The 24,557-nt window shown below is 44.2% G+C and carries 18 protein-coding genes and 2 tRNA genes; 18 read left to right on the plus strand and 2 right to left on the minus strand.

The genetic code is table 11. The annotated features are described in order from the left end of the window. Positions 1–61 precede the first annotated feature (61 nt). The 6 genes from WKT00_RS00915 (at position 62) to WKT00_RS00940 (ending at position 6,940) form a co-directional block, all read left to right on the plus strand. Positions 62–1,018: an ornithine cyclodeaminase family protein gene (locus WKT00_RS00915; protein WP_340260364.1), complete on the plus strand. Its 957-nt coding sequence runs from the start codon at positions 62–64 to the stop codon at positions 1,016–1,018. Further along, positions 1,015–1,392 (plus strand): Rid family detoxifying hydrolase, encoded by a 378-nt coding sequence (locus WKT00_RS00920; RefSeq protein WP_101694584.1) that lies wholly within the window; start codon positions 1,015–1,017, stop codon positions 1,390–1,392. Before WKT00_RS00915 ends, WKT00_RS00920 begins: the two co-directional genes overlap by 4 nt. A gap of 5 nt (positions 1,393–1,397) precedes the next feature. After that, positions 1,398–2,231, plus strand: coding sequence for an Mrp/NBP35 family ATP-binding protein (locus WKT00_RS00925; protein WP_101694583.1), 834 nt, complete (start codon positions 1,398–1,400; stop codon positions 2,229–2,231). Positions 2,232–2,368: 137 nt separating this feature from the next. Continuing rightward, entirely contained in the window at positions 2,369–3,700 is a 1,332-nt protein-coding gene (locus WKT00_RS00930) for a putative DNA modification/repair radical SAM protein (RefSeq protein ID WP_101694582.1), read from the plus strand. Continuing rightward, positions 3,675–4,457, plus strand: coding sequence for a TIGR03915 family putative DNA repair protein (locus WKT00_RS00935; RefSeq protein WP_173814144.1), 783 nt, complete (start codon positions 3,675–3,677; stop codon positions 4,455–4,457). Before WKT00_RS00930 ends, WKT00_RS00935 begins: the two co-directional genes overlap by 26 nt. A 56-nt stretch (positions 4,458–4,513) precedes the next feature. Then, complete coding sequence (locus tag WKT00_RS00940; protein WP_340260368.1) at positions 4,514–6,940, plus strand: ATP-dependent DNA helicase; 2,427 nt, start codon at positions 4,514–4,516, stop codon at positions 6,938–6,940. Between the two features lie 15 nt (positions 6,941–6,955). On the opposite strand, the gene WKT00_RS00945 is transcribed toward WKT00_RS00940, so the two are convergent. Next, a complete protein-coding gene (locus WKT00_RS00945; protein ID WP_173814146.1) occupies positions 6,956–7,846 on the minus strand; it encodes a LysR family transcriptional regulator in 891 nt (296 codons plus the stop codon). A 137-nt stretch (positions 7,847–7,983) separates the two neighbouring features. Between WKT00_RS00945 and WKT00_RS00950 the strand changes: the two genes are divergently transcribed. The 8 genes from WKT00_RS00950 (at position 7,984) to WKT00_RS00985 (ending at position 19,712) form a co-directional block, all read left to right on the plus strand. After that, positions 7,984–8,709 (plus strand): TIGR01906 family membrane protein, encoded by a 726-nt coding sequence (locus WKT00_RS00950; RefSeq protein WP_340260371.1) that lies wholly within the window; start codon positions 7,984–7,986, stop codon positions 8,707–8,709. Between the two features lie 99 nt (positions 8,710–8,808). Then, the gene (locus WKT00_RS00955; RefSeq protein ID WP_340260373.1) at positions 8,809–12,576 is read left to right on the plus strand and encodes a phosphoribosylformylglycinamidine synthase; all 3,768 of its coding nucleotides are present in this window, start codon (positions 8,809–8,811) and stop codon (positions 12,574–12,576) included. Between the two features lie 372 nt (positions 12,577–12,948). Further along, positions 12,949–14,283: an NADP-specific glutamate dehydrogenase gene (gene gdhA, locus WKT00_RS00960; protein WP_340260375.1), complete on the plus strand. Its 1,335-nt coding sequence runs from the start codon at positions 12,949–12,951 to the stop codon at positions 14,281–14,283. Between the two features lie 219 nt (positions 14,284–14,502). Next, positions 14,503–17,649, plus strand: a complete 3,147-nt coding sequence (locus WKT00_RS00965; protein WP_159459843.1) for a LamG-like jellyroll fold domain-containing protein — start codon at positions 14,503–14,505, stop codon at positions 17,647–17,649. Positions 17,650–17,913: 264 nt separating this feature from the next. Beyond that, positions 17,914–17,986, plus strand: a tRNA-Val gene (locus WKT00_RS00970). Positions 17,987–18,005: 19 nt separating this feature from the next. Beyond that, positions 18,006–18,079: transfer RNA gene (locus WKT00_RS00975), tRNA-Met, on the plus strand. 64 nt (positions 18,080–18,143) lie between these two features. Next, entirely contained in the window at positions 18,144–18,692 is a 549-nt protein-coding gene (gene ispF / locus WKT00_RS00980) for a 2-C-methyl-D-erythritol 2,4-cyclodiphosphate synthase (RefSeq protein WP_101694574.1), read from the plus strand. Between the two features lie 18 nt (positions 18,693–18,710). Beyond that, positions 18,711–19,712: a GNAT family N-acetyltransferase gene (locus WKT00_RS00985; RefSeq protein WP_101694573.1), complete on the plus strand. Its 1,002-nt coding sequence runs from the start codon at positions 18,711–18,713 to the stop codon at positions 19,710–19,712. Between the two features lie 100 nt (positions 19,713–19,812). Here WKT00_RS00985 and WKT00_RS00990 read toward each other — a convergent pair whose 3' ends face one another. Next, entirely contained in the window at positions 19,813–20,709 is an 897-nt protein-coding gene (locus WKT00_RS00990; protein WP_101694779.1) for an FAD-dependent oxidoreductase, read from the minus strand. Between the two features lie 238 nt (positions 20,710–20,947). Between WKT00_RS00990 and WKT00_RS00995 the strand changes: the two genes are divergently transcribed. From WKT00_RS00995 to WKT00_RS01010, 4 genes are all read left to right on the plus strand, one after another. Beyond that, positions 20,948–21,823, plus strand: coding sequence for a shikimate dehydrogenase (locus WKT00_RS00995; protein WP_101694572.1), 876 nt, complete (start codon positions 20,948–20,950; stop codon positions 21,821–21,823). A 13-nt stretch (positions 21,824–21,836) separates the two neighbouring features. After that, positions 21,837–22,592 carry a type I 3-dehydroquinate dehydratase gene (gene aroD / locus WKT00_RS01000; RefSeq protein WP_101694778.1) on the plus strand — a complete coding sequence of 252 codons (756 nt, stop codon included), beginning with the start codon at positions 21,837–21,839 and terminating at the stop codon, positions 22,590–22,592. Next, positions 22,585–23,409: a helix-turn-helix domain-containing protein gene (locus WKT00_RS01005; RefSeq protein WP_101694571.1), complete on the plus strand. Its 825-nt coding sequence runs from the start codon at positions 22,585–22,587 to the stop codon at positions 23,407–23,409. The genes aroD and WKT00_RS01005 overlap by 8 nt, the downstream gene beginning before the upstream one ends. A gap of 246 nt (positions 23,410–23,655) precedes the next feature. Next, complete coding sequence (locus WKT00_RS01010) at positions 23,656–24,549, plus strand: alpha/beta hydrolase (protein WP_242962640.1); 894 nt, start codon at positions 23,656–23,658, stop codon at positions 24,547–24,549. The last annotated feature ends 8 nt before the right edge of the window (positions 24,550–24,557 follow it).

Raw genomic sequence — 24,557 nt, forward strand, 5'->3', positions numbered from 1 at the left:
ATGAACAAAGAGTGTGCTATAATTAGCATTAGCAAAGTATGAAAAAGGAGGGGAAACAACAATGCTTGTACTTGATAAAAAACGGATTGAGGAAGTCGTCGATTTGAATGGAATGATGGATCAGATTGAGGAGGCTTATCGTATTTTCGGAAGCGGCGATTTCTATATGCCGCCAAGACCTACGGTGGAAGATGCGAATAAGACAATGATGTATATGCCATGTTATACCAAAGAGATAATTGGAACAAAGATTTTAAGTATTTTCCCGGATAATGCAAAGCTTGGGCTTCCATCCATTGACGGAATCGTATATTTGAATGATTATACGACAGGAAAGCCGTTGGCAGTATTGGATGGACAGGCTGTTACAGCGTGGAGAACCGGAGCGGTTGGAGGAGTGGCAGTCCGTCATTTATCCAGAAAAGACTGTCACACCGTCGGTATCGTAGGAGCAGGAGTGCAGGGGTTCCATCAGGCGCTGTATGCATGTGCGGCACGTGAAATTCACACCGTTTATGTGTACAATCACAGCGACAGGGATCTTACCGACTATCTGGCGCGTCTGAAAAAAGCTATTGATAACCCGGCTGTAGAGGTAGTACAATGTAAGACAGTGGAAGAGCTTGTAAAGAACAGTGAGATTATCTGTACGACAACACCCGCAACTTCACCGGTTCTTCCGAATGATAAAGAACTTCTGAGAGGAAAATGCATCATTGCAATCGGTTCTTATACGCCGCAGATGAGGGAGATCCCGGACGCGATCTGGGATTTGGTTGATAAGGTGTACATCGAACTTCCGTATGCCTGTGAAGAAAGTGGGGATTTGAGTCAGCCACTGGTGGAAGGAAGACTGAAAGAAGAACAGACGGTACTGATGAATGAATTTTTGGCATCAGGAGCGGATGCGGGGGCAGACGAAGGTAAGACAGTGTATTATAAATCCGTAGGAATGGGACTGTTTGACGTATGCATCGCACAGAAAATTTTAGAAATGGCAAAGGAGAGATTAGCATGAGAGTTGTAGCAACAGAGAAAGCACCAAAGGCATTGGGACCATATTCACAGGGATATGTACACGGCGGAATTTTCTATTCTGCCGGACAGATTGCAATTAACCCGGAGGTGGATGCGGTAGAGGCAGAGACCATCGAAGCGCAGACAGAGCAGGTGTGCAAGAATATTGGCGCGGTTCTGGAAGCAGCAGGCACTTCTTATGACAAGGTATTAAAGACAACTTGTTTCTTGGCAGATATGGGAGATTTTGCGGCTTTCAATGAAGTGTATGCAAAATATTTCACATCGAAACCGGCAAGAAGCTGCGTGGCAGTAAAGACACTTCCAAAGAACGTATTGTGTGAAGTAGAAGTAATTGCAGCAGTGGAGGAGTAAAAGATATGGCAGAAGAACAGAAAAGCGGCTGTACTTCGTCTGACTGTGCCGGCTGTGCACATGCAGATTCGTGCAGCAGTAAGCCTCAGGATTTTAAGAAACCGGCAAATCCTTTTTCACATGTAAAGAATGTGATTGCAGTGGTCAGCGGAAAAGGTGGAGTTGGAAAATCAATGGTAACGGCGTCTCTGGCGCGCTTGATGCGGGAGCAGGGATTTTCCGTTGGAATTTTGGATGCGGATATTACAGGTCCGTCTATTCCGAAGATGTATGGAATTCACGAGAATGCCAAGGGAAGCGAAGCGGGAATGTTTCCGTGTGAGGCGAAAGATGGAACGAGGATTATGTCGGTGAATCTTTTGCTTGAGCATGAGTCAGATCCGGTGATTTGGAGAGGACCTGTGATTGCGGGTGTGGTAGAACAGTTCTGGACCGATGTTATGTGGGGAGAATTGGATTATCTGTTTGTGGATATGCCTCCGGGAACCGGTGATGTTCCGCTTACAGTATTTCAATCTCTGCCGGTAGACGGGATTGTGATTGTTACATCTCCGCAGGATCTTGTTCGAATGATCGTAAAGAAAGCTTATAATATGGCAAAGAAAATGAATATTCCGGTGCTTGGAATTGTAGAAAACTATAGTTATCTGGTGTGCCCGGACTGCGGCAAGATGATCTCTGTGTTTGGAGAAAGTCATGTTGATGAGGTGGCGCAGGAGCTTGAGATTCCAGTGCTTGGAAAGATGCCGATTGATGCTAGGCTGGCGGAAGCGGTAGAAAAAGAAGCATTTGCTTCGGTGAGCAATGAGTATCTGACGGATGCGGTGAATAAGTTATAAGAGATATTGACAAAAAGAACATGCGTTTGTATAATACGAAATATACAAACGTGTGTTCTTTTTTTCTTTGGAAGAAAGGGTGAAGAATCAAAGAGGAAGATAAGAAGGATACGGTGGTCAGAGGAGGAAGAACGAGGATGAGGATTCAGGAGACCTTAACAATGTATGAGAAACTGAATATTCTGACGGATGCGGCAAAGTATGATGTGGCCTGTACTTCCAGCGGAACATCTAGAAGGAATGACGGAACGGGAATGGGAAGCTGTGAGCAGTCGGGAATTTGCCATAGTTTTTCGGCGGATGGAAGATGTATCTCCCTTCTCAAAATTTTGTTTACCAATGAATGTATTTATGACTGTAAGTATTGTGTGAATCGAAGAACCAATGATGTGGTGCGTACATCCTTTACTCCAGATGAGATCTGTACGCTTACGATGGAGTTTTATCGACGGAATTATATTGAAGGACTATTCCTAAGTTCCGGTATTTTAAAGAGTCCGGATTATACGATGGAACTGATCTATGCGGCGCTTTATAAGCTGAGAACAGAATGTGGATTTCAAGGGTATATTCATGTAAAGGCGATTCCTGGCGCAGATTCGGAATTGATTCGTCGGGTGGGGTTTCTGGCGGACAGGATGAGTGTGAATCTGGAACTTCCGACAGCGGAGAGTCTGAAGATTCTTGCTCCCCATAAGACGCGGAAGAAGATTTTGACGCCGATGCGTCTGGTGCAGAACGGCATGGAAGAAAATCGACAGGAACTGGCTCTTTACCGCCATGCACCTCGCTTTGTACCGGCGGGACAAAGCACCCAGATGATTATTGGTGCGACACCGGAAAGTGATTATCAGATTATGCAGGTGACACAGTCTCTTTACCAGAAGTTTGACTTGAAGAGAGTGTTCTTTTCTGCATTTGTTCATGTGAATGAGGATGCTCATCTTCCGGCACGGTCGGATGAAGGGCCGCCGCTTCTTCGGGAACATCGGCTGTATCAGGCAGACTGGCTGCTTCGTTATTACCACTTTCGTGCGGAAGAACTCCTGTCAGAAGAGGAACCGAACTTCAATGTGCTCTTTGATCCAAAGTGTAATTGGGCATTGAAGCATTTAGAATATTTTCCGGTTGAGGTGAATCAGGCAGACTATAAGACGCTCCTTCGGGTGCCTGGAATCGGATACAAATCGGCATCCAGAATTGTGAAGGCGAGACGGCTTGGTACCTTAACCTATGAAGATTTAAAGAAGATGGGAGTGGTACTTAAGAGGGCTGTTTATTTTATTACCTGTGAGGGGAAGATGATGTATCCGGTGAAGTTTACCGAGGAGTCGATTGCGAGAAATCTTCTGGCATCTGGGGAACGGCTTCCGAAAGAGGTGGTTCATATGGGATATCAGCAATTGTCACTGTTCGATGATGTAAGGTTTGGAGGTGGTTTGGGTGAAAAAGGTATATATATGCAGTGATTCAGCGACGGGGATTTTTTCTGGGATTTATGAAGCCTGGAGACGGAAAGATCAGCAGGATAGTGGAATTGCATTGGCAGGACATGTGGAACCGGAGCTATTTTGTACTTACGAAGAGGTGGAGGAAAACAGAGAAAAAGCAGCGGCGGTAGACCGCATGATATGCAGGCATTTGGGAGGTACAGCCTATCAGGAGATTAGCCAGGCAGTTCTTTCAGATGATCCGGGAAGAGGGGACGCTATTCTTGGAACAATGATGGAGGCCAGGCATATTCCAGACAGCCGAAGAATCATGGAACATCTGACACATCCTGACGTGGAAAAGGTATTTGAACTTAGCAGACGAGTAGGAGCAGAAGCGCACGCTTTGAAAGGATTTGTACGTTTTCGAGAGTTGAAGGGAGGGATTCTCTGTGCGGTGATTCGTCCGAAAAGTCAGGTGCTTCCCTGTCTTGCACCCCATTTTGAAGAACGTCTTCCGAAAGAGAACTGGATGATTTATGACAAGTCGCATCGGATGTTTGCCGTACATGAATCAGGAAGACGGTGGGTGTTGGTTTGGGCAGAAGAATCTTGTTTGGAAGAATTTTGTTTGGAAGAATTGGAGGTGTCGGAACAGGAGAAAAGATACGAAAAGCTGTGGAGAGGGTTTTGTGAGACGATTTCCATTTCAGAGAGGGAAGATAAAAAGGCGCAGGCACAGCATCTGCCGTTTCGTTTTCGTCCATATATGACAGAATTTTCACAGGGAGGCTAAAAGTATGATAAGATAGAAGAAATGATGACAGCCAGTGAGGCAGGTGGAAGTGTACAATGGAACAGGAACAGCCAATCATCCGGATTTCCGTACGGAATCTGGTGGAATTTATTTTAAGAAGCGGAGATATTGACAATCGTATAGCAGGTATGGACAAGGACGCCATGCTGATGGGAGGCAAAATCCATCGAAAGATTCAAAGACAGATGGGTGCGGGGTATCATGCAGAGGTATCGTTAAAGCATGAGATTTTATGCCGGGGCTTTATCTTGTCTGTAGAAGGAAGAGCAGACGGAATTATGGAGACTGCGGACGGGATTGTTGTTGATGAAATAAAAGGAATCTATAAAGAATTGGAATTTTTAAAGGAGCCGGTTCCCGTACATTTGGCACAGGCGATGTGTTATGCTTATATCTATGCGAATCAGCAGGGGCTTTCTGACATTGGTGTCCAAATGACTTACTGTAATCTGGAGACGGAGGAAATCAAACGTTTTCAAAATGTGTATCCGTATGAAGAGCTGGAACGTTGGTTTTTGGAGTTGGCGGGACAGTATGAAAAATGGGCGCGATATCAGATTAGCTGGAGAAAGAAGCGAAATGCATCGATTAAGAAGATTGAATTTCCGTTTCCTTATCGGGAGGGGCAAAGAGATTTGACGGTTTCTGTGTATCGTACCATTCTTCGGAAGAAGAAACTGTTTATCCAGGCGCCGACGGGCGTGGGAAAAACAATGGCTACCGTGTTCCCGGCAGTGAAGGCGATGGGAGAGGAACTGGGAGAGAAGATTTTCTATCTGACGGCGAGGACGATTACCCGAACGGTGGCGTGGCAGGCGTTTGATACGTTAAAAGAACAGGCGCTTCGGATGAAGGTTCTGGTACTGACGGCAAAGGAGAAAATTTGTTTCTGTGAAGAAGCGGACTGCAATCCGGAAAAATGTCCTTATGCCAAAGGTCATTATGACCGGGTGAACGATGCGGTTTATGAACTTCTGACCGCTTCCGATGAAATGAGCCGGGAGATTCTGGAAGAACATGCAAGAAAGTGGAAGGTCTGTCCATTTGAGATGAGTTTAGATGTGTCAACCTGGGTGGATGCTGTGATTTGTGATTATAATTATGTGTTTGATCCCAACGCTCATTTGAAGCGCTTTTTTGGAGAAAGCGTGAAAGGAGATTACCTGTTCCTGATTGATGAGGCGCATAACCTGGTGGATCGGGGGCGGGAGATGTATAGCGCTTCCGTCTGTAAAGAAGAAGTGTTGAAGGTGAAGCGCCTGGTAAAAATGAGTGATCCGAAACTTGTCAGAAGGCTGGAAGAATGCAATAAGCAGATGTTGGCATTGAAGCGGGAATGTGAAGAATATCAGATCTTAAATAGTGTAGGACATATCTATTTGAAATTGATTGCACTGATGGGGGAATTGGAACAGTATTTGGAAGAATGCACAGATCCGGAGATCAGAAAAGAGGTTTTGGATTTTTATTTTCAGGTACGGATGTTTGTCAATATCTATGAAAGGGTGGATGAGAACTATCTGATTTACTCAGAATTAGATGGAAAAGGGCATTTCTGGATTCGGTTATTCTGTGTTAATCCATCCGCCTGCCTGCAGGAATTTTTAGAGAAAGGGAATAGTGCAGTTTTTTTCTCGGCAACTTTACTTCCGATTCATTACTATAAAAACTTGCTGAGTACATCGAAGGAAGATTATGCGGTGTATGCCAGATCTCCCTTTGATGTAAGGAGACGACTTCTTCTTGTGGGCAATGATGTGAGCAGTAAGTATACCAGCAGGGGTGAGGAAATGTATCGCCGATATGCGAGGTATCTTCTTTGTATGGTACGGGCGAAAGCAGGAAATTATATGGCGTTTTTTCCTTCTTACCGTTTTATGGAAGAGGTTTATGAGGCATTTGAAATTCTGCTTGCCGAGCAAAGAATTGCAGGAGAGCTAGAAGAGATTGATTATATCCTTCAATCTCAGTATATGTCCGAGGAGGCAAGGGAGATTTTTCTTGAGAATTTTGAGGAAGAACGGGAGGGAAGTCTGATTGGATTCTGTGTGATGGGAGGAATTTTCTCGGAAGGGATCGATCTTTCCAGGGATCGGCTGATTGGCGCAGCAATTGTTGGAACCGGCCTTCCGCAGGTGTGTCGGGAACGAGAACTTTTGAAAGACTATTTTCAGAAACAGGGCATCAGAGGATTTGATTATGCATATCTGTATCCCGGTATGAATAAGGTACTGCAGTCTGCAGGGCGTGTGATCCGAACGGATAGGGACTGCGGCGTTATTCTTTTGCTGGATGAACGCTTTCGCGACTATCGTTATCAGGAAATTTTTCCAAGAGAGTGGAAAGACTATGGAACTTGTAATGCAGATAATGTGGCTGATAAGATGGAGACGTTTTGGGAGCAGATAGAAGAACAAAGCGAAGAACAGGGAGAAGAACAGGGGGAAGAACAGAAAGGATAAGGAGGATAAGGGGGATTAGGAAGTAAGATCCCCCTGCCAGTAGTTTAAGAATTCGCGGGTTGCTTTGGAAACCGGAATGTGATCGTTGTACGCGATGACAAGTTCTCGTTTGGGAAGCTCTTCTTGGGTTTCTACAATAAACAGATTTTCGGGCTTCCTTGGAAGGCAGTAGTCTGGAATGAAAGCAATTCCAAGCCCGATGCTTGCCAGATCAATCAGAAGATCATTACTGCTAAGTTCGATTTCAGGCACCAGATCCAGCTGATATTTCTGAAAGAGTGCGTGCAGGAATTCACTGGTGGTACTTTTTTTATCCAGCATAAGGATTGGATACTTCAGAAGCTCTTCCGCAGAGAGGTGACGACCCTTTAATTCGGAGTAAGTCTCATTGGCGATAAAGACGTCTTGAAATTCCAAGATCTTTTTGACATTGTAGATGCTTCCAAGAGCCGGATTGGGGTAATTTACAACAATCAGATCCACCTGACCAGTTTCCAAAAGCTCTACGCAGCGAATCGAGGTTGCGTTGGTTACCTTGATGTGGGCGCGAGGAAATGCTTTGTGGAATTTTTCTAGGTATGGGATCAGAAAGTACCGGCATATGGTGTCGCTTGCTCCAATGCGAATCTGCCCACTGCCATTCTCGGTGTCAAGAAGCTGGGCTTCCCCTTTTTGAATGAGTGTCATTGCCGGCTCTACATGGCGGAACAGAATTTCCCCTTCTGGTGTTAATCGAACTTTTTTGGTGCTGCGGATAAAGAGGGTCTGATCCAGTTTTTTCTCCAGAGCCTTTACAGACTGGCTGACGGCCGACTGAGAGATAAAGAGCTGCTTAGATGCCTCGGAGAAGCTAAGCGTTTTGGCAACGTAGTAGAATACCTTGTATAATTCATAGTTAATATCCATTATAAGTCCTCCTAATAAACTATTTTTTATTATAAGTCAAAAGGAAGTGAATTACAACTGCTATTGTGATATACTTACTGGTAAGATCATTTAGAAATGTTTGATTAAGACTGCTTGCATGGGAGATATAGGAGGGTATGAGGAAATTACGGATGGCCGGAACGGTTACGGCGATGTTTTTATTGGTGATGATAATTTTGATCACCAGCTTTCAGATTGCTATTTATGGAGACAGCGAATATCGATTTTATGAAAAAGAGTATCGAAAGTACCGGGTGACAGAAGACCTTCATATGTCAATGGAAAATGTGATGAAAGTTACGGATTATATGATGGATTATCTGATTGGACGGGAAGAGGTGTTGTCTGTTAAGACCGAAGTGGCTGGACGAAGGCAGGATTTTTTTAATGAACAGGACAGACTTCACATGGCAGATGTAAGAAAGCTCTTTCTCGGAGGATTGAAGATAAGGAATTTCCTTGTGGTGTTTGTGGCAGTTCTTTTCCTTCTTTCGCTGTCCTGGAAGAATCGGAAAGAGGGACAGAAGGAGAGGGACATCGGGAATCAATGTTTCCGGGCGTATTCCATTTCATTGGGGGTATTCCTTTTGGCGATTACCTTGCTGGCAGTGGCAGTTTCGGTTGATTTTACAGCCTGCTTTACTTTGTTTCATGAGCTCTTTTTTTCAAATGATCTTTGGCTGTTTGATCCGGCTTCCGATTATATGATTCGGATGCTGCCGGAAGGGTTTTTCGCAGATATGGTATTTCGGATTGGCGGTATATTTTTGGGAATACTGCTGGGAGTCTGGGTCCTGTTTTATTTGTGGAAAAGATATGAGAATTATAAGAAGAGGTTATAAAAATATTAATTTATATTAATTACATTAATAACAAAAAGTGTGTTACAATGAAACTAACAGTGTAATGGAATTACCAAGTTACCAAATGGAGGAAAATGTATGAGTAATGTAAGACGAGTGTATGTAGAAAAGAAATCTGATTTTGCAGTACAGGCAAAAGATCTCCGGCATGAGATTCAAAGCTATCTCGGTATTAAAGATTTGGAAGATGTAAGAGTTCTGATCCGTTATGATGTGGAAAATATTTCTGACGAAGTATTTGAAAAAGCATGTAATGGTATTTTCGCCGAGCCTCCGGTGGATACCCTTTATAGAGAAGATTTTGAAACAGAAGCAAACAGCAGAGTATTTTCTGTAGAGTTTCTCCCTGGTCAGTTTGATCAGAGAGCAGATTCTGCAGTTCAGTGTATTCAGTTTATCAAAGAGGATGAGCAGCCGGTAATTAAGACGGCAACGACTTATGTGATTGTAGGAAAGAACGCTCCGATTTCGGATGAGGAATTTGAGGCAGTGAAAAATCACTGCATCAATCCGGTGGATTCCAGAGAAACAGGTATGGAGAAACCAGAGACATTGGTGACGGTTTTTGATGAACCGGATGATGTGATTGTTTTTGATGGATTTAAGGATATGGCAGAAGATCAGTTGAGAGAATTATATGATTCTCTGGGACTTGCTATGACTTTTAAAGATTTCCAGCACATTCAGAACTATTTTAAAGGAGAGGAACAAAGAGATCCTTCCATGACAGAGATTCGAGTGCTTGATACTTACTGGTCTGATCACTGCCGTCATACGACGTTTTCTACAGAGCTTACGGATGTAAGTTTTGGAGAAGGAGATTATAGAGAGCCAATCGAAGAGACTTATCGTCAGTATCTTGCAGATCACAGCGAGATCTTTAAAGGCAGAGAAGACAAGTTTGTTTGCTTAATGGATCTTGCACTTATGGCAATGCGGAAACTGAAACGGGAAGGAAAGTTAGAAGATCAGGAAGAATCTGATGAGATTAATGCATGCAGTATCGTGGTTCCGGTTAAGGTTGACGGCGTGGAAGAAGAATGGTTGGTAAACTTTAAGAATGAAACCCATAACCATCCGACAGAGATTGAACCTTTTGGCGGGGCAGCTACCTGTCTGGGAGGAGCGATCCGCGATCCGCTTTCTGGACGTACATATGTATATCAGGCAATGCGCGTGACAGGAGCAGCAGATCCAACCGTGTCTGTGAAAGATACGATGAAAGGAAAACTTCCTCAGAAGAAACTGGTTCGCGAGGCGGCTCATGGGTACAGTTCCTACGGAAATCAGATTGGTCTGGCTACCGGTGCGGTGAAAGAGATTTACCATCCAAATTATGTGGCAAAACGTATGGAGATTGGAGCGGTATTGGGCGCAGCACCAAGGCGTGCGGTTATTCGTGAGACTTCTGATCCGGGTGATATCATCATCTTACTTGGCGGACGTACAGGACGTGACGGCTGCGGTGGCGCTACTGGTTCTTCTAAAGTACATACAGAGGAATCCATTGAGACCTGCGGTGCTGAGGTACAGAAAGGAAATCCACCGACAGAGCGTAAGATTCAGCGTCTTTTTAGACGAGAAGAAGTAAGTAAATTAATTAAGAAATGTAATGACTTTGGAGCCGGCGGTGTTTCTGTTGCGATCGGAGAACTGGCGGATGGACTGAAGGTTGATCTGGATAAAGTGCCGAAGAAATATGCGGGACTGGACGGTACTGAGATTGCAATCTCAGAGTCTCAGGAGCGTATGGCGGTCGTAGTGGATCCAAAAGATGTGGCAGAGTTCATGGGCTATGCGAAGGAAGAAAACTTAGAGGCTATTGAGGTTGCGGTAGTAACCGAGTCTCCAAGACTGGTACTTTCCTGGAGAGGCAAAGAGATTGTAAATCTTTCCCGTGCATTCCTGGATACCAACGGAGCTCATCAGGAGACAACCGTAGAGGTGGATATTCCAAACAGACAGGATACCGTTCTTACAAGAGCAGAGGTAAAAGATGTAAAAGAACAGTGGCTTTCTGTATTGAAAGATTTGAATGTATGTTCTCAGAAAGGTCTGGTAGAAATGTTTGACGGTTCTATCGGAGCTGCATCCGTATTCATGCCTCATGGCGGAAAATATCAGATGACAGAGACACAGGCAATGGTAGCGAAACTTCCGGTACTTACAGGAGATTGCGATGCCGTATCCATGATGAGTTATGGATTTGATCCATATCTTTCTACTTGGAGTCCATATCACGGAGCGATTTATGCAGTGACAGAGTCTGTGGCAAAGATCGTGGCAGCAGGTGGAGATTATAGTAAGATCCGTTTCACTTTCCAGGAGTACTTCCGTCGTATGACTGAAGATCCACACAGATGGAGCCAGCCGTTTGCGGCGCTTCTTGGAGCTTACAATGCACAGCTTGGTTTCGGCTTGCCGTCTATCGGAGGAAAAGACAGTATGTCCGGTACGTTTGAAGATATCGACGTTCCGCCGACACTGGTATCTTTTGCAGTAGATATTGCAACGGAGAAAGATATTATTACACCGGAATTAAAAGAAGCTGGTAATAAGTTAGTATGGCTTCGTATTCCGACGGATGAGTATGACGTGCCAAAATACGAAGAAGTGATGGCTCAGTATGGTAAATTTACAGAAGACATCAGAGCTGGAAGAATCGTATCTGCATATGCGCTTGACAGACACGGCGTTATTTCCGCAGTAAGCAAGATGGCGTTTGGTAATCGCATGGGTGTGAAATTAGAGCATAATGTGGACGCAAGAGATTTATTTGCTCCTGCATTTGGTGATATCATTGCAGAAGTTCCGGCAGAAAAACTTGGCGAACTTGCCATTACATATACTGTGATTGGTGAAGTAACAGATGATGCTGTATTCTCTTATGGAGATGTAGAGATTCCGTTATCTGAGGCAGAGGAAGCTTGGAAGGGAACTTTAGAGAAAGTATTTCCGACCAATTCCGGAGCAGAGGGACAGGAAGAGGTAATCGAGAAAGGACTTTACAATGCTTCCGACATTCATATCTGCTCTCATAAAATTGCACAGCCGACTGTATTTATTCCGGTATTCCCGGGAACAAACTGCGAGTTTGACAGCAAGAAAGCGTTTGAGCGTGCTGGCGCGAAGACGATTGTGAAGGTGTTCAAGAACATGAGCGCTTCTGATATTGTAGATTCTGTAGAAGTGTTTGAGAAAGCGATCAGCCAGTCACAGATCATCATGTTCCCAGGTGGATTCTCTGCTGGCGACGAGCCTGATGGTTCTGCAAAATTCTTTGCAACGGCATTCCAGAATGCGAAGATGAAAGAGGCGGTAGAGAAGCTCTTGAACGAGCGTGACGGATTGGTACTTGGTGTATGTAACGGATTCCAGGCACTGATTAAATTAGGGCTGGTTCCAAATGGAGAGATTACCGGACAGACCGCAGATTCTCCAACACTGACCTACAATACCATCGGACGCCACATTTCCAAGATGGTATATACCAAAGTGGTGACCAATAAGTCTCCATGGCTTCAGGGTGCAGAGCTTGGCGGTGTATACACGAACCCGGCATCTCACGGGGAAGGACGTTTCGTGGCAAGCAAAGAATGGATAGACAAACTTTTTGCTAATGGACAGGTAGCAACGCAGTACTGTGATCCAGAAGGAAATATTACTATGAACGAAGAATGGAATGTCAACGGTTCCTACTGTGCAATCGAGGGTATCACAAGCCCGGATGGACGTGTGCTTGGTAAGATGGCGCACTCCGAGAGACGTGCAAGAAGCGTAGCGAAAAATATCTATGGTGAGCAGGATTTGAAGATCTTTGAATCAGGCGTGAAATATTTTAAATAATTAATTTGGGACGGAGTAAAATGAAACTTTACTCCGTCCCAAATTACGTTTCCCCCTGTCGCAAACTGTATTTTCTGTGTAGCTACTGCTGGTCAAAGGGGAAGCGGAAGTAGATTTGCCCTATAGGTTTCATAATTATTTGGGGCTTTTGCTATGTTTAAAACAACAAGAAATGCAACATTAATTATGGTTTGTTGCATATATAGTGGAATACATCAATAAAAACTGCATAAAAATCATCTAACTTGCAGGAAAAATAAAAACAAATTGCAAAAACTAAAAATTTTTTATAAAAAAATCTTGTGTTATAGATAAAAATACTTTACAATACTAAACAGTGAAAGTTAAAAGCAGCATTAGGAGGTAGAAGTTATGTCATATGTTGATGAAGTCTTGGAGAAAGTAGTTGCAAAGAATCCGGCAGAGCCAGAATTTCACCAGGCAGTCAAAGAAGTTCTGGAATCCCTGAGAGTGGTAGTAGAGGCAAATGAAGAGAAGTTCAGAAAAGATGCTCTTCTTGAGAGACTGGTAGAACCAGAAAGACAGTTTAAATTCCGTGTACCATGGGTAGATGACAATGGACAGGTACAGGTGAACACTGGTTACCGTGTACAGTTTAACAGTGCGATTGGACCATATAAGGGTGGTTTGCGTCTGCATCCATCTGTAAATCTTGGAATTATCAAATTCCTGGGATTTGAGCAGATCTTTAAAAATTCGCTGACTGGACTTCCGATCGGCGGCGGTAAAGGTGGAGCTGACTTTGATCCAAAGGGCAAATCAGACAGAGAAGTGATGGCATTCTGCCAGAGCTTTATGACAGAACTTTGCAAATATATCGGTGCAGATACTGACGTTCCGGCTGGTGATATTGGAACAGGTGCGCGAGAGATTGGCTATATGTTTGGGCAGTATAAGAGAATCCGCGGCGTATACGAAGGTGTGCTGACCGGAAAAGGTTTAAGCTATGGAGGATCTTTGGCAAGAAAAGAGGCAACCGGATACGGACTTCTCTATCTGACACAGGAAATGCTGAAATTAAATGGACAGGATCTGGCAGGAAAGACGGTTGCGATCTCTGGATCCGGAAATGTTGCTATCTATGCGGCTGAGAAGGCACAGCAGCTTGGGGCCAAGGTTGTAACAGTCAGTGATTCTACTGGATGGGTTTATGATGAAGAAGGAATTGATCTTGCTGCATTAAAAGAGATCAAGGAAGTAAACCGCGCAAGACTGACAGAGTACAAGAAGTATCGTCCAAATGCCGAGTACCATGAGGGACGCGGCGTATGGTCTGTCAAAGTAGACATTGCTCTGCCATGTGCAACCCAGAATGAACTGCATCTGGAAGATGCTAAGATGCTGGTGGAAAATGGATGTATGGCAGTTGCAGAAGGTGCCAATATGCCGACTACCTTAGAGGCAACAGAATATCTGCAGGAGAACGGCGTATTGTTTGCTCCTGGAAAGGCAGCTAATGCAGGCGGTGTGGCAACATCTGCATTGGAAATGTCTCAGAACAGCGAGAGATTAAGCTGGTCCTTTGAGGAAGTAGACGCAAAATTGCAGGGAATCATGGTGAATATCTGCCACAACATGGCGGACGCTGCAAAACGTTACGGAGCAGAGGGCAATTATGTAGTTGGAGCTAATATTGCGGGATTTGAGAAAGTTGTAGATGCAATGACTGCTCAGGGAATTGTGTAAAGAACCGTAGTAAGGACAGTCTAAAAACATATGTGAAACAGAATCGAAAGCCGGTGCAGTGTGCGCCGGCTTTTTAAAAAAGCAAAAAATATTCAATAAAGATCAAAAATATTCCAACAAAGATCGAAAATAATTCCGTATCCTTCTTTTGGGGAAAATGATATTGTATATATGGAAAAGTTTGAGCCGGATTTGACCGGTGAGAAAAGGAGGAGACACATGAAGAGAACAAAACGAATCGCCGCCTGGATCTTAAGTGCGGTGATGGCGGTATCTCTCTTGCCGGCGCTACCTGCCAGAGCCGAAGAGAATCCGCCGCAGGATGCGAAGATGGAACTTGTGGCATCATACGATATGAGCCATAAGGACGGCGTGTTAAAAGATCAGTCCGGAAACGGAAATGATGCGCCTTATTCCGGCTTCGCAGAGGAAAATTTCGTGGTGGAAGACGGAGAAAACGTTCTGAATTTCGAGGGAAAGAAAGAACAGTATGTTACGCTTCCAGCGGGATTGATCGAAAAAGAAGCATTTGCTATTGAAGCTGTATTTCAGGCAAAAGCAGAGGGGAATTCCTGGCTGTTCTGTCTTGGAACTAAGGTAAATAAATGGCCAAATGTTAAGAACTATGCATTCTTTTGTCCGGCACAGGGCAATAATAACAATGGAAAACAGGGCAATGTCCGTACAGGAATTAAAGATGGAAGTTCTGAACTTCTGTTAGATGAGTCTATGAAACTGGATTTAAATCAGTATCATACGGTTCGTTATGAATTCCAGCAGGGACTCTTAAAGGTTTCTGTAGATGGAAATCTGGTAGGAGAACGAGAAACAGGATATTCGATTCAGGAGATCTTAAAGAACGGTACAGAAGGAGACGCGATGGGATACATTGGAAAATCTCTCTATTCTCCAGATCCGACATTTAAGGGCAACTTAAAATCATTTAAGATTCTTGCAGAAACAAAGGATCATTCTGATGCAGGAAAATTAGCAGAAGCGAAAGAAGCGTTGAATCTTCCATATAATGAGACGACTCAGCCAGTATATGGAAATATTACGCTTCCGTCCACAGGACTCAATGAGACCACGATTACCTGGGAAGAAACAGACGGAAAAGGAATTGTTGACGTAGAAGAGCATGCCAATGAAGGGTATGATCCAACTCCGGCAGGAACAGTGACAAGACCGGCTGAAGATACTGTGGTAACGATGAAAGCGACCATTTCCCTCGGAGAGCTGTCTGATACGAAAGAATTTAAATTCCTGGTAAAAGCAGCCGTTCCAAAGCTGACAGAAGAAGATTACACGGATTATTTCTTCGGTTATTTTGCAGGCGAAGGATATAGTGATGGAGAGCAGATCTATTTTGCAGCCAGTGAGGATGGTATTGGATGGAATGATTTGAATGGAAACAAACCGGTACTGACGTCTGATAAGGGAGAAAAGGGAGTTCGTGACCCATTTCTTATTCGGTCTCCGGAAGGGGATAAGTTCTACATGATCGCGACGGATTTAAAGATCTATGGCAATAATGACTGGGGAGCAGCTCAGAGAGCCGGAAGCCAGTCCCTGATGGTGTGGGAGTCCAACGATCTGGTGAACTGGTCCGATATGCGTATGGTAGAGGTTAGCGCTTCCATTGATGCGGGATGTACCTGGGCGCCGGAGGCAACCTATGATCCGATTACGGGAGAATACATCGTCTACTGGGCATCTAAGACATCTGCGGACAACTATGGAAAGCAGATCGTTTATTATGCAAAGACGAGAGATTTCTATAGCTTTACAGAGCCAAAGAAATTTATCGAAAAGAATGAATCCAGCATCGACACGACCGTTATTTACAATGACAAAGAGGATATGTACTACCGTTATACCAAGAATGAAGGTGGAAACACCAATGAACTGGGTGCGAAGACAAAGTCCATCTTTATTGAAAAGTCCAGAACTCTTTTGGGCGAATGGACACCGGTAGGATCAGAGTCCCTGAATGCAAATCAATGGGTGGAAGGTCCGACAATCTTCAAGTTTAATGCAGATGATTCAGAAAATGATCAGTGGTGTCTGCTGGTAGATAACTTTGGCGGAATCGGTTATTATCCTCTTTTGACCAATGATCTTGCAAGCGGTGAGTTCACCCGTCCGGATGACGCGACTCATTTAATGCCATCTCGTGCAAGACACGGTACTCCGATTCGGATTACAAGAGAAGAGTATGATGCTGTTATGGCAAAATGGGGAGATGTGGCACCGGAAAATGCAGAAGAAGAGCAGCTGAAACCGGTACTGGAATATGATTTTGAAACGGTAGATCAGACAATTGTTACAGATGTCAGCGGCAATGGCAATGACGCAGTTTTAAATGGAAATGCAGCCATTAAGGAAGGACAAGACGGAAGCGGCAACGCACTGTATCTGGATGGAAGTAATGGAACATTCGCAGAACTTCCTGTAGGTTTCTTTGATGGACGCGACACCTTCTCTATTTCCATGGATGTGAAGCCGGAAAAAGTGGACGGTGATTTCTTTACCTTTACATTTGGACAAGACAGTAACAAATATTATTTCTTAAAGACATCAAAGGATTCCCTGAAATCCGTAATGACAACTCGTTCTTATGGAAGAGAGTTTGGATTTACTCAGAAAGTGGAAGAGCCGGTGAAGGATCAGTGGCTGCATCTGACAGTAGTTATGGACGATGGAACCATGAAGCTGTATCTGGGTGAAAACCTGATTGCAGAGCAGAATGATATTCCGATCTCTGTAAAGGATCTTGGCGTGGGATTAAAATCTTATCTTGGAAAGTCCTTCTATGGAAATGATGCTTACTTCCAGGGATATTTTGACAATGTTAAGGTTTATAACCGTGTGCTTAGAGATGTTGAGATTGCGGGCGGCGTACTTGGAGATAAGACCGAGTTAAATCAGCTTCTGGAAGAGTATAAGAATGTAGATGGAACGTTATATACCAAGGATACATACGAGGCATTCCAGAAGGCATATGAGGCAGCACAGAAGGTCAGTGAGGATCCGGATGCGTTGGAAGATGCGGTGGCAGAAGCTGTCCGTGCACTGAAAGAGGCCTATGGCAATTTGGAAAAAGTGAAAGATCCGGATGAAGGTGAAGGTCAAGGTGGCCAGGGAGGTCAGGGCGACCAGAACGAAGGCCAGGGCGGCCAGACAGGACCTAATGGATCTGGAAATGGACAGGGCTCTGGTTCTGCTTCTAGCGGTTCAGATAAGGGAGCCGGAAACAAGGCAGGCAGTGTAAAGACTGGAGATACTGCTCCGGTTGCCGGATGGGCAGCAGCTTTTCTTTTGGCAGGAGCGGCAGTAGTCGTTATGCGTAAGAGAAAGAAAATCTAACACATATTGATGAACAGCCAAGAAGTACCGTAAGGGAAAGCTAAGATGAAAGACGAAAAGGAGTCAAGAATCCGCAAGGGTTCTTGGCTCCTTTTCTGGCATTTGCAGAAGGGAAAAAAGTGGGCTCTTTTAGGCTGGAAACGGTAAGAAAATCCTTGGAAAATAAAAAAATAAAAAAAGTGAAAAAAAGTGTTGACATTTCGCATGAGATAATAGTATAATAACGAAGTCGGTTCGAGAGAGGAACACGACAGAACGGAAAATGGGATCATAGCTCAGCTGGGAGAGCATCTGCCTTACAAGCAGAGGGTCATAGGTTCGAGCCCTATTGGTCCCATACCATCAAAATATTATATGGCGGAATAGCTCAGTTGGCTAGAGCACACGGTTCATACCCGTGGTGTCGCTGGTTCAAATCCAGTTTCCGCTACTAGAGAAAAGCCCATGATACATGGGCTTTTTTTGCAAAGTTAAGAAGAAAAGGAGGAAGGGACATGCGAATAGGAATGGGCTATGATGTGCATAAGTTGGTAGAAGGAAGAGAGCTGATCCTGGGAGGAGTGAAAATTCCTTATGAAAAAGGGCTTTTGGGGCATTCAGATGCGGACGTGCTTCTGCATGCGATTATGGATGCGCTTTTGGGGGCAGCGGCGCTTGGAGATATCGGAAAACATTTTCCGGATACCGATCCGGCGTACAAAGGGGCTTCTAGTATCCGTCTGTTGGAACACGTTGGAGAGCTGATTGAGAAGGAGCTTTATGTAATTGGAAATATTGATGCGACAATTATTGCACAGCGTCCAAAGATGGCTCCGCATATAGAAACAATGCGAAAAAATGTAGCAGAAGCTCTTCATATTGATGTCAGCCAGATTAATATTAAGGCAACGACGGAAGAGGGACTTGGTTTTACAGGAAGTGGAGAAGGAATTTCAGCTCAGGCGATTGCTGCCCTGGATACCATTTCCAATTACAGTTATACAGTAGAAGATACGGACAGAGCCTGCGACTCCTGCCCGGGATGCAAACAGACTGACAGATAAAGAGAGTAGGAGCAAAGGATGGAGATCAGGAAACTTGAAGAATTGGAACGCGCAGATACCAGGCCGCTTTATGAGACCGTGTTCTCAGAGGATAGCCGGGCATTTGTGGATTACTACTACACAGAGAAAACAAAGGATAATCAGATTTATACTGTGATAGAAGATGGTGAAATTCGGGCGATGCTTCACCTGAATCCGTATTCACTAATGGTAAACCGGGGGAAAAAGAATGCCAATTATATTGTGGCGGTTGCCACGCAAAAGGAATATCGAGGGCGTGGATATATGGGTGCGCTGTTAAAGCGAGCCTTAAACGATATGTATCAGGAAGGAGAGGCATTTACCTTTTTGATGCCAGCGGCAGAAGCAATTTATACGCCTTATGATTTTCGGACGGTATATGAGCAGAATCCGCTCTATTATCAGGATGGTGAAGTGTATCCTAAAAACGTGCAGGTTGCGGAGGTGACGGAAGCGGACTTATCAGAACTTTCCAGGGCGGCCAATCAGGATTTGGCTTCCAAATATCAGGTGTATGCATTTCGGGACGAGGCGTATTACAGAAGACTTTGGAAAGAATGCGAAAGTGATGGCGGCAGATTGATGGTTTATCGGACAGATGGACATATTACAGACTGCAGGATTGCTGCTTCAGAGCCACAGGGAGAGAAGCGCCCGAAGATTATGGTTCGGATTGTGGATGTGAGGCGGCTTTTGATGAGTCTTTCTGTTTGCTCCTTTGTCGGTATGTGTTTTCGGGTTACCGATCCAGTGATTGAAGAGAACAATCGCTGCATTTTGTTGACGGGGACAGAATATTCCGGTGTTATGCTGATGGAGGGAAGTGAACATCAAAAGGAGGGAACCATTACCATAGGAGCCCTTACAAGTCTGATTTTTGGTGCGGCTTCCGTAGAAGGGATTGAGAAAGAAGAAGGGGTTGAACTTTCTGTGAGGCTGAAAGAAGAATTAAAGAAATTGATACCTCTAAGCCGGATTTATTTAAATGAGATAGTCTAGAGGGCTTTTTGAGAAGAGAATGCAAAAGTCGATTATAAAATACCCCCGCCTGTGTGCTGGCAGAAGATGCCAACACACAGGCGGGGGTATTTTACGTGGTTTACATAGAAGCGTTGATTGCTGCGACAGCTCCGTCAGATACAGCAGTTGCAGCCTGGCGCACCTGCTTCATACGGATATCGCCGGCAGCGTAGACTCCGGGAATGGAGGTTTCCATCCTTTCATTTGTCGGAATATAACCGTCTTCTAAAGAGAGTTCCGTAAAAAGTTCGGTGTTTGGTGTGGATCCGGCATAGATAAATACCTGACAGCCAGGATCCTGGATGGTAGTGATGGATGAATCGATTTCGTTCTTAATTTCCAGTGTCTCAATCTGATCTGTCCCGTGAATTGCATGGAGACGGGAAGAGAGACATACTTCTATATTTTCTGCTTTTTTCAGCTTTTCTTTAAATTCTGCGATGCAGCCCAATTGTTCTTCAAAATGAAGAATGGTAAGCTTTTTGGCAAAGCCTGCAAGGTAGAGCGCTTCTTTTATGGCGCCGTCTGCTCCGCCTACGACATAAACATGTTTACCGGCGCAAAGGGGAGCGTCCTTTGTGGCATTTTGGCATACACCCTTTCCTGAAAGTTCCAGTTCACCGGGAATACCAAGTCTGCGTGGAGTAGTTCCGCAAGCAAGAATGATGCGGGGAGCTTCATAGGTATGAGTGTCGGTAGTGACGGTTTTTGTTGTCGGAGTCAGAGATACTTCCGTTACCGTTTCTTGCACGATGGAAACACCTGCGTTTTCTGCCTGTTTTTTTAATCGGGCAGCGAAGGTAGCTCCAGTTTCTTGTTCGATCAATCCGCTGTAATGGGTGACGGAAGATACCTTTTTGATCAGTCCGCCGACTTCGTGTTTTTCAATAACAAGTGTTTTCTTTCCCCTGCTGACTGCGTAAAGTCCGGCGCTGATTCCAGCTGGTCCGGCACCGATAATGATTATATCGTACATCATTTCAATTCCTCCTGTGGATGGATTTTCGTTATCTGTTCTTCCAGTTCAATATAACGCAGATTAACAATAATGTAAAATTATAATATTTTATTTTTTGATAAATATTTATTATAGATATAAGGAGACAACCGATAGATAAAAATTATAGGTTGGAAGAGTAATAAGTATTGGTCGGAAGGTAGGCTTAAGTTTATAATTAAGTTAAGAATTTGACAATCTTGAAAGGAGAAGAAAGATGGCAGAAAGAGTAGATGCAAAAACAATATTGATCGGGCTGATGGCTGATCCAATCAGACATTCCAGTTCCCCAACCATGCACAATGAGGCGTATGCAAAGCTGGGGCTTAATTATGTACAGATGGCATTTGAGGTGGACAACAGCAATTTGAAGGATGCAGTGAATGCGATTCGTACGCTTGGTATGAGAGGCTCTAATATATCTATGCCAAATAAAACAGAGATCTTGCAGTATTTGGATGAATTGTCTCCGGCAGCTAAGCTGTGTGGAGCAGTTAATACGGTTGTAAATGATAATGGACATCTGACAGGACACAACACAGATGGTCTTGGGTTTATGGCTGCTTTGAAAGATAATAATATCGACGTGATTGGAAAGAAAATGACGATTGTAGGTGCAGGCGGAGCGGCAACTGCAATTCAGATTCAGGCAGCTCTTGACGGGGTGAAAGAGATTTCCATCTTTAATATCAAAGATGCTTCTTGGGAGCGTGCAATTACGAATGCAGAAAAGATTAACAACAATACAGAATGTACCGCTCACGTATATGATCTTGCGGATCTTGCGAAATTAAAAGAAGAGATTGCAGACAGTTATCTGTTTGTTAACGCGACTGGCGTGGGAATGAAACCTTTGGAAGGTCAGACCTATATTCCGGATGCTTCCTACTTAAGACCGGATTTGATTGTAGTAGATGTGATCTATGCACCAAGAGAGACAGCACTTCTTAAGATGGCGAAAGAAGTAGGATGTAAGACAATGAATGGACTGGGCATGATGTTATTCCAGGGAGATGCAGCGGTGCAGCTGTACACAGGAAAAGCAATGCCAATTCCATATATGAAAGAGATTCTGGATATTAAGTACGACTAGGAGGATGATTATGATAAAGCCGGTAGTAGTAAGAGGAGTCGCGATTGGAGAAGGAATTCCCAAAATCTGTGTTCCGATTGTAGGAAATACAAGGGAAGAAATTCTAGCGGCGGCAGAGGAGTGTAAGGAGCTTCCGCTTGATGTAGTTGAATGGAGAGCCGACTGGTACGATCAGGTGCTTGAATTGGAAGAAACGCTGGAAACGGCAAGACAGCTTCGGACGGTTTTGGGAGAGATTCCGTTACTTTTTACATTTCGTACGAAGAAGGAAGGCGGAGAAAAGGCGATTTCGACCCAAGAATATGAAAAGTTGAATATTCAGGTGGCAGAAAGCGGTTATGTGGATTTGGTAGATGTAGAAGCGTTTACTGGAGATGAGGAAGTAACCCGCATGATAGAAGGAATTCATAAGGCTGGAGTGAAGGTTGTGGCATCCAACCATGATTTTGATCAGACGCCAAAGAAAGACGAGATTGTCAGACGTCTTATGAAAATGCAGGAGATGGGAGCAGACATTCCGAAGCTTGCCGCAATGCCGACATGCAGCCGGGATGTTCTGACACTTCTTGATGCAACCCTTACCATGCAGGAAATGCATGCAGACCGTCCGATTATTACCATGTCTATGGCGGGAACGGGGGTGATCAGCCGCCTTGCAGGGGAAACTTTTGGATCTGCACTTACCTTTGGAGCAGCGAAGAAGGCTTCGGCACCGGGACAGATCGGCGTAGAGGATCTGGCATGGATACTGAAGAAGCTGCATGCGTAAAATGTCTATGGAAGAGACAACGATAGGAACATTAGCCAGATTTACCGGAGTATCGTCGCATACAATTAAATATTATGAAAAAATAGGACTTTTCCGTGCAAACAGGAAGGAACAGTCGAATTACAGGTCTTATGGCTTGAGAGCCTGTACCGATATTTATGAGTGTGTGAAGTATAAGAATTTGGGATTTTCGCTGAAAGAGATCGGTCTTCTTCACGGCGAGGCAGACGATGATCGGTTAAAGCAAATGCTTGCCAAACGATTGGAAGAAGTAGAAGAAGAGATCCGAAAGGCATGTGTACTTAGAGATTGTATCCGGGAATACTCTAAAGAACTGGAAATGTTGGATGAACATCTTGACGAATGGTATCTAGAGAGGTGTCCGGATTTTTATTTTCGCAGGCAGTCGGAAAATCTGGAATACCTGGATGATGGGTACATGGAGTCGGATGGTATCAACTTGATTGATTACGCGCCGCGCAGCAAGAATGTGGTGAAAATTGCACCGGAGTATCTAAACGGGAAGGCCGTTCGTTTTTCCTGGGGACAGGGAATCTGTATCCGGGAAGGAGAAACTTGGATGCAGGATCGGAAAGGATTTGAACATATTTTTGCAAGGAGAGCGTTTGTGACCTATATGCGGGTAACCGGACCCTATGTCTCACAAGGCGAGATGATAGAAAAGATTCGCAGAATTTATGGAGAATATAGAGATACATTCGAGACATCAGCCTATGCGATTCGGATTAAAATTACGTATGATGAAGAGGGAAAGGATTGGAATTATTTTAAAATTGTGATCCCGGATCCTGAATAGAAGATTAGGGCAACCTGAGAGTGACTCACGGGTTGCCCTGATTTTTTGTGTTTGGGGAAGAAAACTGGAAAAACAGCTGAAAATAAATAAGACAATCAATAGATAACACAAAAAGAAAATAAACAAAAGTAGCAATATCCATGCAGAAATAGAATGGAAACTCGGTTGACCTGGGAGTAAGTGCTGGTTATAAAATTAACAATATGAAGAAAGCAATTGAAAAAGGAGGGAATCGTATTGGAAGATATGAACCTGAAAGAATTTGAAAAAGCAATGGATGGGATGGAACAGGTACATACACTTACTGCAGAGGGAGACGAAGAATACAGCCTATATAAGCATGATGTATGTTATGTAGAAAGAGACGGGATAAAGCGCACGCTTCAAATGATTGTTCCCGAAATGAAAAAAGAAGGGAAGAAGTATCCGGCGCTTCTCTATGTGCAGGGGTCGGCGTGGATGAAACAAGATGAATATAAGAGACTTGGTGTGATGGCGCGTTTTGCACAGAGAGGATTTGTGACGGCAATTCTTCAATACAGAGAGAGTGAAATTGCATCTTTTCCGGCACAGATCGAAGACACGAAAACGGGAGTACGTTTTCTTAGAAAATATGCGCAGGAATATCACATTGATCCGGATCAGATCTTTTTGATGGGGGATTCCAGCGGTGGAAATACCGCTTTTATCGCTGCATTCACGGCGGATGAAAATCAGATGGATACGGATGTATACGGAGAATATTCTTGTAAAGTAAAGGCCGTGATAGATTTCTATGGAGTATCGGATGTCTGTGTGAAGGAAGATTTCCCGACAACTTTGAATCAGGGGGAGCCGGACAGTCCGGAAGGGAAACTGATCGGAGGAAGAAACGTCTATGAATATCCGCAGTTATCAAGACCAATTGCATGTGCCAATTATGTGCGAAGAGAGATTCCTTCGCCGCCGGTTCTGATGATGCATGGTATGGATGATCAGATGGTCAGCTATTATCAGAGTGTCCGGTTATTTCAAAAACTTCTGGAAGAAGGAAAAGAAGTAGAGTTCTACCGGATGAAAAATGCCGGTCACGGCGATGTTGCGTTTTGGACAGAGAAGAATATGGATCTGGTAGAAACGTTTATCAGAAAATACTTATAAAGAAAGGA

Origin of the sequence: Dorea sp. ICN-14282 (assembly GCF_037890115.1) — a bacterium.
GTDB classification, from domain to species: Bacteria; Bacillota; Clostridia; order Lachnospirales; family Lachnospiraceae; genus Dorea_B; species Dorea_B phocaeensis.